The organism is Kosakonia sp. 1610, assembly GCF_050435845.1.
In the GTDB taxonomy this organism is placed as follows: domain Bacteria; phylum Pseudomonadota; class Gammaproteobacteria; order Enterobacterales; family Enterobacteriaceae; genus Kosakonia; species Kosakonia cowanii.
In genome coordinates this window covers 314,623-328,815 of record NZ_JBNDKZ010000002.1, presented here as the reverse complement: position 1 = coordinate 328,815, position 14,193 = coordinate 314,623, and the positions used below count along the sequence as shown (strand labels likewise).

The 14,193-nt window shown below is 57.1% G+C and carries 10 protein-coding genes; 5 read left to right on the top strand and 5 right to left on the bottom strand.

From position 1 onward, the window contains the following. Positions 1 to 29: 29 nt before the first annotated feature. From ABIC80_RS09485 to ABIC80_RS09475, 3 genes are read left to right on the top strand one after another with little or no spacing between them, the layout of a single operon-like run. Positions 30 to 1,406 (top strand): glycoside hydrolase family 1 protein, encoded by a 1,377-nt coding sequence (locus tag ABIC80_RS09485; protein ID WP_429176793.1) that lies wholly within the window; start codon positions 30 to 32, stop codon positions 1,404 to 1,406. Positions 1,407 to 1,429: 23 nt separating this feature from the next. Beyond that, positions 1,430 to 2,749: a PTS sugar transporter subunit IIC gene (locus ABIC80_RS09480; RefSeq protein WP_429176790.1), complete on the top strand. Its 1,320-nt coding sequence runs from the start codon at positions 1,430 to 1,432 to the stop codon at positions 2,747 to 2,749. Between the two features lie 16 nt (positions 2,750 to 2,765). After that, the gene (locus ABIC80_RS09475; protein ID WP_054804087.1) at positions 2,766 to 3,482 is read left to right on the top strand and encodes a GntR family transcriptional regulator; all 717 of its coding nucleotides are present in this window, start codon (positions 2,766 to 2,768) and stop codon (positions 3,480 to 3,482) included. A gap of 183 nt (positions 3,483 to 3,665) precedes the next feature. Here ABIC80_RS09475 and ldtB read toward each other — a convergent pair whose 3' ends face one another. Continuing rightward, positions 3,666 to 4,586: a L,D-transpeptidase gene (gene ldtB, locus ABIC80_RS09470; RefSeq protein ID WP_076769600.1), complete on the bottom strand. Its 921-nt coding sequence runs from the start codon at positions 4,584 to 4,586 to the stop codon at positions 3,666 to 3,668. A gap of 207 nt (positions 4,587 to 4,793) precedes the next feature. Here ldtB and ABIC80_RS09465 point away from each other — a divergent pair, with 207 nt between their 5' ends. Beyond that, the gene (locus tag ABIC80_RS09465) at positions 4,794 to 6,386 is read left to right on the top strand and encodes an ABC-F family ATPase (RefSeq protein ID WP_023481823.1); all 1,593 of its coding nucleotides are present in this window, start codon (positions 4,794 to 4,796) and stop codon (positions 6,384 to 6,386) included. A gap of 420 nt (positions 6,387 to 6,806) precedes the next feature. On the opposite strand, the gene ABIC80_RS09460 is transcribed toward ABIC80_RS09465, so the two are convergent. After that, positions 6,807 to 9,173 (bottom strand): TIM-barrel domain-containing protein, encoded by a 2,367-nt coding sequence (locus ABIC80_RS09460; RefSeq protein ID WP_429176787.1) that lies wholly within the window; start codon positions 9,171 to 9,173, stop codon positions 6,807 to 6,809. 15 nt (positions 9,174 to 9,188) lie between these two features. Next, positions 9,189 to 10,490, bottom strand: a complete 1,302-nt coding sequence (locus tag ABIC80_RS09455) for an MFS transporter (protein ID WP_429176784.1) — start codon at positions 10,488 to 10,490, stop codon at positions 9,189 to 9,191. Positions 10,491 to 10,794: 304 nt separating this feature from the next. Between ABIC80_RS09455 and ABIC80_RS09450 the strand changes: the two genes are divergently transcribed. After that, positions 10,795 to 11,868 carry a LacI family DNA-binding transcriptional regulator gene (locus tag ABIC80_RS09450; protein ID WP_429176781.1) on the top strand — a complete coding sequence of 358 codons (1,074 nt, stop codon included), beginning with the start codon at positions 10,795 to 10,797 and terminating at the stop codon, positions 11,866 to 11,868. On the opposite strand, the gene ABIC80_RS09445 is transcribed toward ABIC80_RS09450, so the two are convergent. Together ABIC80_RS09445 and ABIC80_RS09440 are read right to left on the bottom strand one after the other, a co-directional pair. Then, positions 11,865 to 13,130 (bottom strand): DUF1479 domain-containing protein, encoded by a 1,266-nt coding sequence (locus tag ABIC80_RS09445; RefSeq protein ID WP_429176778.1) that lies wholly within the window; start codon positions 13,128 to 13,130, stop codon positions 11,865 to 11,867. The genes ABIC80_RS09450 and ABIC80_RS09445 overlap by 4 nt on opposite strands. A 145-nt stretch (positions 13,131 to 13,275) precedes the next feature. Further along, positions 13,276 to 14,091, bottom strand: a complete 816-nt coding sequence (locus tag ABIC80_RS09440) for a Cof-type HAD-IIB family hydrolase (RefSeq protein WP_429176776.1) — start codon at positions 14,089 to 14,091, stop codon at positions 13,276 to 13,278. Positions 14,092 to 14,193: the final 102 nt, after the last annotated feature.

The following is a 14,193-nucleotide window of genomic DNA, read 5'->3' as shown; positions in this document are numbered from 1 at the left end:
ACGAAATGACTAGTCATGGAGAAAGCGCAATGAGCAGAACATTACCGACCGGTTTTTTATGGGGCAACTCTGTCTCCAGCATGCAGACCGAAGGGGCGTGGAATGAGGGCGGAAAAGGGATGTCGGTCTACGATATCCGCGAGGCCAGCGAATTTGCCTCCGACTGGAAAGTCGCCACCGACTCCTATCACCGTTATGAGGAAGATTTCGACCTGATGCAGGATCTGGGCATGAACTGCTACCGCTTTCAGATCGCCTGGAGCCGCGTCTGCCCTGAGGGCGATGGTGAATTCAATCAGGAGGGCATCGATTTTTACGCGCGCTTTATTGATGGTCTGCTGGCGCGCGGTATTGAGCCGATGGTCTGCCTCTACCACTTCGATATGCCGCTGGCGCTGGCGGAAAAGTATAACGGTTTTGTCGATCGCCACGTGCTGGACGCCTTTGTGCGCTACGGCCAGAAGATGATCGACTGCTTCGGCAGCAAGGTGAAGTACTGGCTCACCTTTAACGAGCAGAATATCTACCATATGCCCGGCGCGTTTCAGGTTGGCGGCTATATGCAGGGCGAGAAAACCCTGCGCGAGCTTTACCAGATCCAGCACCACGTGATGATGGCGCACGTGCTGCTGACCCACTATCTGCACGATACCCAGCCCGGCAAACTGATGGGCGGCATGCTGGCGCACCAGCTCATCTACCCGGCCACCTGCAAACCACGCGATATCTTCTGTGCCATGCAGTATGACGAATTCCTCAATCAGAACCTGCTGCGCGTCTACGCCGGGCAGGGTTACAGCCCGGCGGTGATGGCGGTGGTGGAAAAAGAGGGCTTCGGCGATATCTACCGTGATGAGGATTTGACGCAGATTGCGCGCGTCAAAAACGACTTTATGGCCTTTAGCTACTACGCCAGCAAAACGCTGGATAGCGACGCCATTGGCACGGATACGCCGGTCAACTACTACCTGCACGAAGGTGACAAGCCTAACCCTTACCTTGAAGCGACGGAGTGGGGCTGGCAGATCGATCCCCTCGGTTTTCGCGCCATCATTACCCGCTACTACAACGACTGGCGGCTGCCGGTCTTCCCGATTGAGAACGGCATCGGCGTGATTGAGGAGTGGGACGGCGTCAACCCGATTGATGATGAGTACCGCATTGCCTATCACCGCGATCATCTGCAGGCGATGCAGGATGCGATGTTTGAAGATGGCGCGCAGGTGATTGGCTATCTCGGCTGGGGGCTTATCGACATCCTCAGCTCTCAGGGCGATATGCGCAAACGCTACGGCGTGGTCTACGTTAACCGCGATAACCACGACCTGAAGGATATGCGACGCGTACCGAAAAAGAGCTACCGCTGGCTGCAACGGGTGATCCGTAGCAACGGGCGTGACATGTAACGCAGTGATAAGAGGGCAGCGCAATGTCTGAGACAAAAATCACGCCGAAAATGCAGTTATTCGTCGATAAGTTCGTGGAGTTCTCCGCCCGCCTGGCAAACCAGGTGCATCTGCGATCCCTGCGCGACGCGTTCGCGGCGGTGATGCCGATTTTCATCCTCGCCGGGCTGGCGGTGCTGATCAATAACGTCATTTTCCCCTGGGTGCTGGAGGGCGAGACGCTGGCACGCTTTAAGGTGTGGGGCGAAGCGGTGATTAACGGCACGCTGAATATCGCGGCCCTGTTGATTGCGCCAATGACCGCCTGGTCGCTGGCGCGCAATAAGAACTTCGAAAACCCGGTCTCAGCGGTGGTCATTGCGATTGCCAGCTTTATTATCATGATGCCGATGCAGCTTGATGTGGTGCCGGTGGGGAGTAAAACCACGGTGAGCGTTGCGCAGATGCTGTCGTTTGCCAATATCGGCACCACCGGCATCTTTGCCGGGGTGATTATCGGCCTGCTCTCGACGGAGCTGTTTATCCGCGTTGCCAGCGTGAAGCGCTTCTCCATTTCACTTGGCGATAATGTGCCGTCGGCGGTGGGGCAATCCTTCTCGGCGCTGATCCCGACCATCATCACGCTGTCGCTCTTCGCGATGGTGGCGGCACTGCTGGCGAACCTGCTGCATACGGATTTGATCCATCTCATCACCACCCTGATTCAGCAGCCGCTGCGCCAGATCAACACCAGCCTGCCGGGCACGCTGTTTATCTACAGCTTCGGCAACTTCCTCTTTACGCTCGGCATTCACCAGACGGTGGTCAACGGCGTGATCCTCGAACCGCTGCTGTTGATTAACACCAATGAGAATATGCTCGCCTTTGCCAACGGCCAGCCGATCCCGCATATCATCAACAGTATTTTTGTGCCGACTTTCGGCATGATTGGCGGCACTGGCAGCACGCTCTCTCTACTGATCGCTATCTTTATCTTCGCAAAACAGCAGTCGGCAAAGCAGGTGGCGCGGCTGGCCATTTCGCCGGGGCTGTTCAACATCAACGAACCGGTGATTTTCGGCCTGCCGATTGTCTTTAACCTGCCGCTGATGATCCCCTTTGTGTTGCTACCGGCGCTTGGGATTTGGTTTGCCTGGTTCTGCACCACGATGGGCTGGATGGCGCGCTGCGTGGTGATGATCCCGTGGACTACGCCACCGATTTTAAGCGCCTGGCTGGCGACGGCGGGCGACTGGCGGGCGGTGGTGGTTCAGTTGATAATCATCATCTTTGGTGTATTCTTCTACCTGCCTTTCCTCAAAATTGCCGAGAGAGTGGCCTTAAGAAACAATGGGATAGACTAAATTACCGGGACGGGTCATGGCGGCAAAATATATCACCATCGCGCGGGAAATTAAGCGGCGCATCCTCAGCCAGCAGTATCCTGCCAGCGCGCCGTTGCCGGATCAGTTCGCGCTGGCGGCGGAGTTTAATACCAGCCGCATGACTATCCAACAGGCGATGCGTCAGCTGATTGTTGAGGGGCTGGTCTATACCCGCCAGGGGCAGGGCACCTTTATCCGCAAAAACTTCCTCCAGCTGTCGCGCTGGGATCTGCCGGGCAGCGACTATTTTGGAGCCACAAAAACCTGGGAGAACGTTGGCGAAGTGACGAGCAAGATCGTGCGCTTCGATCTTCGTTTTGCCAGCGAAAAAGAGCAGGCTTCGCTGCTGGTGGGGCCGGATGAGCCGGTGTATGACTTTGTACGCCTGCGTCTGCTGGAGGGCGAGCCGGTGTCGCTGGAGTTCACACTGATGCCGGTAAACCTGGTGCCGGGGCTCAATCGCAGCCATCTGGAAAGCTCGGTGTTTCGCTATGTGCAGGACGATCTGGCGTTAAAAATCATGGGGTCGTACCGCATTGTCCGCGCGCTGAAGCCGTGCGAGGAAGATAAGCAGTACCTCAATTGTGACGAGACCGATCCGGTGCTGGAGGTGGAGCAGGTTATCTACCTGGAAGATGGCACGCCGCTGGAGTATGCCCATTGCCATTACCGCTACGATCACGGCGGGGTGATTGTGGTTAACCACGGATAAAAGCGCTGTTTTTATTATTGCCGGATGGCGGCTACGCCTTATCCGGCCTACGCGATACATCAACACTGATTGCTTGTGCCATCCGGCAAGCAACATAAAAAAAGCGGAGCCGACGCTCCGCTTTTTAAATCAGTTGTAGGCCGGATAAGCGCAGCGCCATCCGGCATTCAAACCGACAGCATATTAGTTCAGACGTACCGGCATACCGGAACGGTTCTGAATCGCCTGGTCAACCACGCTTGAATCAACGTCCGCCTGGCTGGTCACCGTCTGCACCGCTTTGGTCAGCGCGATCGGCACGATTTCGCCGCCGGTAAACTGCGCTTCGGTGGTGGAGAGCGGGTTGTGAACTTCGATATAGCGGCTGCCATCCGGTTCGGTGGTCGCTTTTACCGGCTCATCAATAAACTGTACGCGGGTGCCAACCGGCACATTCTCGAACAGGAATTTGATGTCGTCGTTACGCAGACGCACACAGCCGTGGCTCACGCGCAGGCCGATACCGAAGTTGGCGTTAGTGCCGTGGATCGCATACAGGCGGCCAATATAGAGCGCGTAGAGACCCATCGGGTTATCCGGGCCTGCCGGTACTACCGGCGGCAGCGGTTGACCCATTGCCTGATATTCGGCGTGCATTTTTGCCGTCGGTGTCCAGGTCGGACCGGCTTTTTTACGCTCGACTTTGGTGGTCCAGGCAATCGGGGTATCTTTGCCCAACTGACCAATACCGATTGGCAGCACGATCACCGTGTTAGTGCCTTTCGGGTAGTAGTAGAGGCGCATCTCCGCACTGTTAATCACAATCCCTTCATGAACGGTATCCGGCAGGATCAGCTGCTGCGGAACGTTCATTACCGTGCCACCTTTCGGCAGATAGGCGTCAATGCCCGGGTTAGCTTCCAGCATGTTGGAGAGACCCATCTGGTATTCAGCCGCAAAGTATTCCAGCGGCTGGTTATTGCCTTCAGGAATGGTTACGACCTGGTTCTGACCAATCAGACGGCTGCCATCAGTCGGCAGCGGATAAGTCACAGCAGACGCGCTATTGCAAAATCCCACGACAGCAAAGGCCGCCGCGAAGAGAGTTCTTAATTTCATATTCATGTTGTGCGAGATTATTGCCACACTGGCCGTTGGGTTGAGAATGCAGGAAGCGCATTATATGTGCATTCCCCCGTCCAGGGAATTCAGATGTTGACGAAATCACACTTTTTTCCCGTTGTTTGCAGTGTAGCGGCCTGACAGCGGGCAAGAATCTAATTCGGAATTGTGGCATACTATGGCGTTTGTCACATATTTCAGGATATCGCCGTGTTAGTCACCAGCAACGTCACCATGCAGTTCGGCAGTAAGCCGCTGTTCGAAAACATTTCCGTCAAATTTGGCGGCGGCAACCGTTACGGCCTGATCGGCGCGAACGGGAGCGGTAAATCCACCTTTATGAAGATCCTCGGCGGCGACTTAGAGCCGTCGCTGGGTAACGTCTCTCTCGATCCGAACGAGCGCATCGGTAAGCTGCGTCAGGATCAGTTCGCCTTCGAAGCCTTCAGCGTGCTCGACACGGTGATCATGGGCCACGCCGAGCTGTGGGAAGTGAAGCAGGAGCGCGACCGCATTTACGGCCTCGCCGAGATGAGCGAAGAAGATGGCTATAAAGTGGCCGATCTCGAAGTGCTGTATGGCGAAATGGATGGCTACTCGGCGGAAGCGCGCGCGGGCGAACTGCTGCTCGGCGTCGGTATTCCGGTTGAACAGCATTACGGCCCGATGAGCGAAGTTGCCCCCGGCTGGAAACTGCGTGTGCTGCTGGCCCAGGCGCTGTTCGCTAACCCCGATATTCTGCTGCTCGATGAACCAACCAACAACCTGGACATCGACACCATTCGCTGGCTGGAGCAGGTGCTGAACGAGCGTGACAGCACCATGATCATCATTTCGCACGACCGTCACTTCCTGAACATGGTCTGCACCCACATGGCGGATCTCGACTACGGCGAGCTGCGCGTCTATCCGGGCAACTACGACGAATATATGACTGCCGCCACCCAGGTGCGCGAGCGTCTGCTGTCGGATAACGCCAAGAAGAAAGCGCAGATTGCCGAGCTGCAATCCTTCGTCAGCCGCTTTAGCGCCAACGCCTCTAAATCGCGTCAGGCAACTTCCCGCGCCCGCCAGATCGATAAGATCAAGCTCGACGAGGTGAAAGCCTCCAGCCGTCAGAACCCGTTCATCCGCTTTGAGCAGGATAAGAAACTGTTCCGTAACGCGCTGGAAGTGGAGCAGGTGACTAAAGGCTTTGATAACGGCCCGCTGTTTAAAAACTTCAATATGCTGATGGAAGTGGGCGAGAAAGTCGCCATCCTCGGTACTAACGGCGTCGGTAAAACCACGCTGCTGAAAACCTTGGTCGGCGAGCTTACGCCAGAGAGCGGTACGGTGAAGTGGTCGGAAAACGCCCGCATCGGCTACTACGCGCAGGATCACGCGGCAGATTTCGATAACGACCTGACGGTGTTCGACTGGATGAGCCAGTGGAAGCAAGAGGGCGATGACGAGCAGGCGGTGCGCAGCATCCTGGGTCGTCTGCTGTTCAGCCAGGACGATATCAAGAAACCGGCGAAGGTGCTCTCCGGGGGCGAGAAGGGCCGTATGCTGTTCGGCAAGCTGATGATGGAAAAACCGAATATTCTGGTGATGGACGAACCGACCAACCACCTGGATATGGAATCGATCGAATCGCTGAACATGGCGCTGGAGATGTACCAGGGCACGCTGATTTTCGTCTCGCACGACCGTGAATTTGTAAGCTCACTGGCAACCCGCGTGATTGAGATTACGCCGCAGCGCGTGGTCGATTTCACCGGTAACTATGAAGATTATTTGCGTACCAAAGGTATCGAATAAATTTACCGTCGTCTTTCACGCCGCAGGTGCGTTGGCTGCACCGTCGTACCCCGGTCACTTACTTCAGTAAGCTCCCGGGGATACTCAGGTTTGCCGCCTTCCTGCAACGCGAAATACTTAGGTAAATAAAGGAACACATTGCCGGATGGCGCGTAAACGCTTATCCGGCCTACGGGATCGTTACTGCTTTTGTAGGCCGGTTAAGGCGTAAGCCGCCATCCGGCAAAGGAGCCGATGCCGGATGGCGCGTAAACGCTTATCCGGCCTACGGGATCGCTCTGCTTTTGTAGGCCGGATAAGGCGAAGCCGCCATCCGGCAAAGGAGCCGATGCCGGATAGCGCGTAAACGCTTATCCGGCCTACGGGATCGTTACTGCTTTTGTAGGCCGGATAAGGCGTAAGCCACCATCCGGCATTTTTTTACCTGAATGACCACGCCGTTGCGGGCTCGCCGTTAATCACTAACCGGCGCTTTTCCCCGGCGGGCAAGGTGACATTCAACGTCTGCCACGCCGGGCGGTAATCGCCGCGCACGGTGATTTCAAGGTTTATGGTTTCGCTGTCGCAGACCATCTCCCAGCTTAACCACAGCGCATTGCCCTCTTTATAACCCCACGACTCGCCATCATCCTCAAACAGCAGGCCGCTGGAACGCCCGGTGCCTTTCAGCGGGAAGAGTTGCAGTTCGCGGAAGGTGTCGCTTTTTGCCTCCACATGACGAATGCGATCGCTCAGCGGTAAACCGGCACCGGCGCGCACCAGCAGCGGTAATTTTTCCAGCGGTGCATCCAGCGTCACCCACTGACCCGGCGCGTACCACGCCCCGGTATAAAAATCGTACCAGCCACTCTCATTGGCGGGCAGCCAGAGAGAACGCTCGCGCTGGCCCGGCTCAACGACGCTGGCGACCAGCAGATCGCGCCCGAGCAGGAAGTCGTCGCACTCCTCAAAGGTCTGCGCATCGTGTTCATGATCGAGGAAGGTTGGGCGCAGCATCGGCTCATCATCGGCGTGCGCCTGCCACAGCAGAGTGTAGAGATAGGGCAGCAGGCGGTAGCGCAGCTCAATCGCGCTGCGGATCGCAGGCGTTACCGCCGGGTACATCCACGGTTCGTTTACCGTCTGGTCATCATTCCACGAGTGGATAGTAAAACGCGGATGCATCACGCCGTTCTGCACCCAGCGCACAAACAGCTCGGCATCGGGTTTATCACCGGAGAAGCCGCCAACATCGTGCCCGACGTTATACAGCCCGGACAAACTCATCCCCAGCCCCATGCGGGTGTTGTAGCGCAGCGTCTGCCAGTTGGTGCGGTTATCGCCGCTCCAGGTCTGCACATAGCGCTGCATCCCGGCGCAGCCGGAGCGGGAGATGAGATAAGGGCGTTTGTCCGGCGCGAAACGCTGCTGTGCTTCCATCGAGGCGCGCATCATCAGGAGCGGCATCACCGGGCGAATATGCTTGATGGCGATCTCCTGACCGAAGCCCGCGCAGCGCGCTTCGCCATCCCACACTTCAAACTCATTATTGTCGTTCCAGGTGGAATCGATCCCCATCTCCAGCAGTTGCGTAGTCACGCCCTCCTGCCACCAGGCAATGGTCTGCGGGTTGGTGAAATCGAGATGCGAACCCTCGTCATCCCAGAAGCTGGAGCGCTCCGGCCCGGGGTTTTCCGAATCGCGAATAAACAGGCCTCTCTCTGCCACTTCGTGATAGCGCGGATGATCCTGCAACAGGCAGGGTTTGATATTGGCCGCCAGCTTCAGCCCGGCATCGTGAAACGCCTGGCTCATCACCTTCGGCTGCGGCACTTTGTCGTAGTTCCAGTTAAAGACGTAGCGTTTGCCGTTGATCGAGGTGTAACCCGATGAGAGCTGGAACGAGTCGCAGGGGATCGCATGCTCTTCACACAGGCGAATAAAGTTCATCAGCTGGTTTTGCGCATCCGGCGCATCGGTGTAGTGCATGGTCGAGCCGCTGTAGCCGAGGCTCCACTTCGGCCCGAAGAGGGTTTTGCCCGTCAGGCGCACAAAGGCTTTAGTGACCTCCAGCGCACGCGCGCCGGTAAAAATGTAGTAATCGATATCGCCCGCTTCCGCCTGCCAGCGGCGATAGGCGGTGTGGTAGTTATCGATCTCATTCCCGAGATCCAGCCAGCAGCTGCTGAGGTTGTCGTAAAACAGCCCGTAGCTGACATCATCCCGGCGGGTGAGGGTGAAAGGGACATGTTTATAGAGCGGGTCGGTGCTTGCCGCGTTGTAGCCCATTGCATCGAGGTTGCGCATCTCATAGCGCTGGCCGGTGCGTTGCAGGTTGCCCGCTTTCTCGCCGAGGCCGTAAAAACGCTCCTCCTTTTTACGGCTGAGATAGTGCGCCACGCCGTCACCGTGAGCATTGATCTGATAAGCGCTGGTGGGGCGATCGCCTGCCAGCCACTGCCACTCGCCCGCTTCATTGCGGTAGTGCCACTCGAGCCATAACGGCTGGTGCACCGTTACGCGCAGAGTCTCGCTCTCAACGGTCAGCCTCTCCTGCTGCTGTTCAAGCTTCCACGCGGGCAGGCTAAAACCACTCAGATCCTCACGGCTGCGCCCCTCCCACGGCACATCCTCCTCTGGCGCGATGCTCCAGGTGCGCGCCAGCGCCAGCTCGCCCTTGCGCTTAATCAGCACGCGAAACAGGTTCGCTTCCAGCACATAGAGGCAGAGCGTATGTTGCCCATCAACCAATAGCTCAACGTGATGAGCGCTCTGTTTTTGTAACGTCCAGTTCTTCAGCGTTTTCATAGCAGACTTCCACAATCAGGCGCGTTTTGCGCGACGTTCAGCAATAAATGCCACCAGGAAAATAGCGCCAATCAGGTCAAAGAAACCCATGGCAATAAACAGCGGGTTGAAGCCAATCTTGTCGGCGGTAACGCCAATCAGCAGTGAGAAGAGGAAACTGGCGATCCACGCCGCCGAGCCGCGCATGCCGTTGACGGTTGCCATCTGGCCTTTGTCGAAGGACTCGACCACTAGCGCGCTCAACATGCAGGAGATGATCTGGTGGCCGAAGCCGCCAATCGAGATCAGCACAATGGTGATATAGGGATCGCGGGTGATCGCCACAATGGCCAGCGAGATCATCAGGAACGCGCCGGTCAGGGAACTGGCAACCACCGAGTTGACGCGCGAGCAGCCGAACCAGCGGGTATAGAGTTTGGTGAGATAGCCGCTGGCGACGCTGCCGAGATCGGCGGCGAGGAAGGGGAGCCAGGCGAACATCGCAATCTGTTTCAGATCCATGCCGTGCTCTTTCGCCAGATAGAGCGGCACCCAGAAGCTCAGCACCGCCCACGCTGGTTCCGCCATAAAGGCCGGAATAGCGATGCCGTAGAAGCGTTTGTTTTTCGAAACGTTTTTCAACGCGGTAAGGAAGGGCAGTTTCACCGCCGGCGGCTCATTATCCTGCTGAATAAAGGCCAGCTCTTCGCGGCTGAGGTTCGGGTGCTTGTCTGGGTTGTGATAAAACGCCCACCACAAAATCACCCACAGCAGCGCCAGCACGCCGGTAAACATAAACGCCCCCTGCCAGCCAAACGAGGCGTGGGCGAAGTAGATAATTGGCGGTGCCAGCATCGCGCCGATGGAGAAGCCGACGCCCGCCCAGCCAGCAGCGACCGGACGCTCCGATTTCGGGAACCACTCGCCGATGGTTTTGGCGTTAGCGGGCGTTGCCGCCGCTTCCGACGCGCCCATGGTAAAGCGCAAAATCGCCAGATGGATCCAGCTGCCTGCGCCAGCGTGGAACATACAGGCCAGCGCCCAGATGATCGCGCAGACCATAAAGCCCACTTTCAGGCCAATCACATCGATTAACCAGCCACAGAGCGGCTGGAACAGGGTATACGCCAGCTGAAATGCGCCGACGATCCATGAATATTGTTCGGTGGTAATACCGAGGCTGGTTTTCAGTTCCGGTGCGAGGATGCCCAGCGAGTTACGGGTGATGTAGTTCACCGTCACGCCAAACAGAAAGAGTATCAGCATCCACCAGCGTAATTTTTTGAAGATCCGGCGACTGCTTGTGGCCGCCACGTCGTTGTTAATCCCCTGGCTCATGGTGTTCTCCGCTCATCGTTTTGTAGGGACGTTGCGTTATCGCGGCCGGGTGAAAAGTTGTTATACCGCCAGGCGCGCGTGATGATTTTTTTCTTGGTTTTTGTCTTAAGAACACACACAACTAGTATGGAAGTTGTATGACACATTTACCGTAGGGGAGAAAAAAGCGCGGCTAAAGTCGATTTTGTGCAAGGATTCTCATCAATCGACCAAATATTGCGGCAAACTGCAATCAAAGCCATAAATAACAGGCTTTGCGCTTTATGAAAATTTTCCCATTTCACAAACGGAGCAAGATCACAGAATGGATAAAAAGCTCAAAATCAGCGAAATTGCCCGGCGCACAAATCTGTCGACCAGCACCGTTTCGCGGGTGCTGGCGGGAAAAGCCAACACCAGCGAAAAAGCGCGCGCGGCGGTGCTGGCCTGCGCCCGTGAACTGGGGGTGATGGAGGGGATTGCCGCCGGACGGCTGCTGCTCAATAACCTGATTGTCTTTGCGCCGCAGCGCGCCTTTGATGAGCGCTCCGACATCTTTTACTACCGTGTCATTCAGAGCATCAATAAAGCACTGGAGCCTCATGACGTGCGGCTGCGCTACTGCGCGCTGGAGGAGCTGGACAGCGACGCTAATGAATTTCTGGCGCGTATGAATGCGCCAGAGACCCAGGCGGCGATCCTGCTCGGCATTGACGATACCCATATTCACGAGCTTGCGGCGGATATCGGCAAACCCTGCGTGCTGATCAACTGCCGCGATGGGCGTATGCGCCTGCCTTCCATTGCGCCGGATCACCGCACCATCGGCGAGTTTGCTGCCCGCTATCTCTTTGATATGGGCCACCGCGATGTGGTGAATGTGATGTGCCTGCGCCGTTACACCATGGATCTGCGCCTCGCAGGCATTAAAGCGGCGTGGCAACAGCAGAACCTGCGTTTTAACAGCAAACGGGATCTCATCACCGTACCCAGCTTTAGCGCCAAAGAGGCAGCGCTGCGGGTGGCGGAGTGGCTGGACGAGCCGTCGAACAAAACGCCGCCGACCGCGTTTCTGGTCAGCGGCGATTTTATGGCGCAGGGGACGGTGCAGGCGCTGTTGCAGCGCGGCCTGCGCGTGCCGCAGGATGTGTCGGTGATGAGCATCGACGCCTTTAACCTTGCGGCAATTCAGGATGTGCCGCTCACCGCGGTGCATGTTCCGCGCGATGAACTGGGTGCGGAAGCGGTGCAGCTATTGCAGCAGCGCCTGATCCGCCCACAGGCACCGACCGGCTCGCTGCTGTTAAACGGCACGCTGGCAGTGCGCGAGTCGGTGCGGCGGATACGTCCAGGGCAGCGACGCACCGCCGTGGCCGGCGACGGGCTGTATGATGCTTAACTCTCCATCCCCAGCGCGCGCTTACCGTGTCCATTCAGATCGGCGAGCGTAAAGCGGCCTGACCAGTCGCGCTCATAATCCTCGCGCGGGAAATCACCGGGCGAAGCGCCTTGTTCCAGCGCAATCTTCACGGTGCGGGCATAAGCCAGGTTCTTCTCACACAGCGGGGCAGCGGGGATATACATCACATTGCCCCAGCCCTGCTGGTTTTCCACCGGGGCGACTGAGTGGATCACATCGCAATGCCACCAGACGGAATCGCCCGCTTCCAGCGCAGGAATGCTGCTCAGCGCTTCCATCAGCAGCGGGTGCCACTTCTCTGAAACCGGCAGCACGCGGCCGGGTGCCACGCCGCACAGCTCATCTTCCGGCACGTCATCCAGCAGCGGGCGCAGCAGAATGTAGGCCATCGCCTCGGGGATCGGCACCACGTGCAGCAACCCCTGACCAGCGATCATATCGGACAGCGCCGTCCAGCCCTGGAAGGTGCGAAACACCGAACATTTGGTGGTGTTCTCAACCGTGTACTCCTCCACCTCGGTGCGGTGCGCCGCATCCCATGGATCATATTGATCCAGATTGCCGTTAAAGACATTGGTAAACACGCGCTGATAGGCGGGCAGCAGCCAGCGCTCCAGCGCGCCGGAATCCGTATGCGCCCCCAGCCCTTTCGAGGTGGTGCCCGGCGGGCGGCGACGAATGCGATCCGGGTAGATGACGCTGATATCGGGGTTAAACCACGTGCGGCCCTCGCTCTCAAACCGCCACAGACGGTTGAGGAAAGATTGCGCGGCCGCCATCTCATCGCTCTGGCGCGCCTGCATCTGCGCCTGCGACCAGTAGATCGGGTAGATCTCCGGGCGCGAAGCCTCCAGCGTGCCGAAGAAGCTGTCGCCCGGGCCTTTATAGACTTCATCAAAACGGTTTTTCGCCAGGTAGTCGAGCATCGCGCGATCCCAACCCAGCGCCTGCTCGCGCGGGAAATGGCCTTTGATTACCACACAGCCGCGATGCTTGATCAGCGCGCGCTGCGCTTCTGTTACACGCCCGGCAGCGATATCGGCATAGTTCAACTGCGGCCAGACGGATTCGCCGCGTGCTTTTATCACCTTAATCTCCTCCACGCGCTCACTAATCCGCGCGCTGAGTTGATCAAACAGCTGTTGTACATCGCCAATCTGCGCACGCAGCGCCTGTTTCATCTGGCGGATGGCGGCTTTGTGGTCGGCAGGAAGGGTTTCATGGGTAAACGTCATAGGCACCTCTTTCTTTCATTCGAAAGTAATTAAGATTACAAATGACAATCTAAGTTAAAAATAAGTTAATGCAAGTTTAAAAACTTGATGGATTGCACAAAGCGGGAAAAGGCAGAGGGAGAGTGCCGACGGCGGGGCGTCGGCAGTGAGATCAGCGGTCGAACGGGGCAGTGTTATCCAGCACGGCCTGAATCACATTCAGCACGCCGTGGTGGTTGTTGTCATCGGTCTGGTAACGAGCAATGGCTTTAATCGCGTCGGTGGCGTTGCCCATGGCGAAAGAGTAGTCGGTCATGCGCAGCATCTCGGCGTCGTTTCCGCTATCGCCCAGCGTCACACATGCTTGCGGGGAGAGGTTCCAGCGCTTGAGCAGACGCGAAATACCGTTGGCTTTATGCAGGCCGGGGATAATCAGATCGACAAAGCCGAAGCCGCTGGTCACCGGTTTCATAATCCCGTCGAGGGAGGTGTGCAGCTCATCAACCAGCGCCGGGATCTCGCTGTCCGGTAAATTCAGGGAGAATTTAAACAGCGTATCGTCAATCTGCGTGAAGTCGCGCACTGGCTTTAAGCGGTGATAGTGCTCCGCCATCAGATCGACAAACTCTTGCGGCGCGGCTTCGTTGATATAGGCGCTTTCAAGCCCGCAGGCGACAAAGTTCAGGCCGCCGCCTTTTAACAGCTCGCCCATCACCACCTGGGATTCGTGGCGGGTCAGTTCGCCGTGGAACAGCTGTTGGCCGTGTTCGTAGACCAGCGCGCCGTTTTCGGCGACGAAGGAGATGCGGTCTTTAAGCTCCGGGAAGAAGGAGATGAGCTGGTAGTACTGGTTGCCGCTGGCAACCACGAATTCGATATTGCGCTGCTGGAGTTGCTCGAATTGCGCCATAAACCGCGTGCGATCGTACTTTTTGGCGTCATCAAGAAAAGTTCCGTCCATATCAGTGACGATAACTTTGACGGTCATATATAGCGCTCCTGAATGTCATAACGAGGAGCAACATTCTAGAGAGAATGTGATGAGTTACACAAATTTTATTTCATTCGAAAGTTAACCGTCGTCTTTCGA

Excerpts from the sequence above, each read along its gene's own strand:
- ABIC80_RS09450 (WP_429176781.1), top strand. The coding sequence starts at position 10,795 with ATGGATAAAAAGCTCAAAATCAGCGAAATTGCCCGGCGCACAAATCTG.
- ABIC80_RS09460 (WP_429176787.1), bottom strand. The coding sequence starts at position 9,173 with ATGAAAACGCTGAAGAACTGGACGTTACAAAAACAGAGCGCTCATCAC.
- ABIC80_RS09485 (WP_429176793.1), top strand. The coding sequence starts at position 30 with ATGAGCAGAACATTACCGACCGGTTTTTTATGGGGCAACTCTGTCTCC.
- ABIC80_RS09440 (WP_429176776.1), bottom strand. The coding sequence starts at position 14,091 with ATGACCGTCAAAGTTATCGTCACTGATATGGACGGAACTTTTCTTGAT.
- ABIC80_RS09455 (WP_429176784.1), bottom strand. The coding sequence starts at position 10,490 with ATGAGCCAGGGGATTAACAACGACGTGGCGGCCACAAGCAGTCGCCGG.
- ldtB (WP_076769600.1), bottom strand. The coding sequence starts at position 4,586 with ATGAATATGAAATTAAGAACTCTCTTCGCGGCGGCCTTTGCTGTCGTG.
- ABIC80_RS09475 (WP_054804087.1), top strand. The coding sequence starts at position 2,766 with ATGGCGGCAAAATATATCACCATCGCGCGGGAAATTAAGCGGCGCATC.
- ABIC80_RS09480 (WP_429176790.1), top strand. The coding sequence starts at position 1,430 with ATGTCTGAGACAAAAATCACGCCGAAAATGCAGTTATTCGTCGATAAG.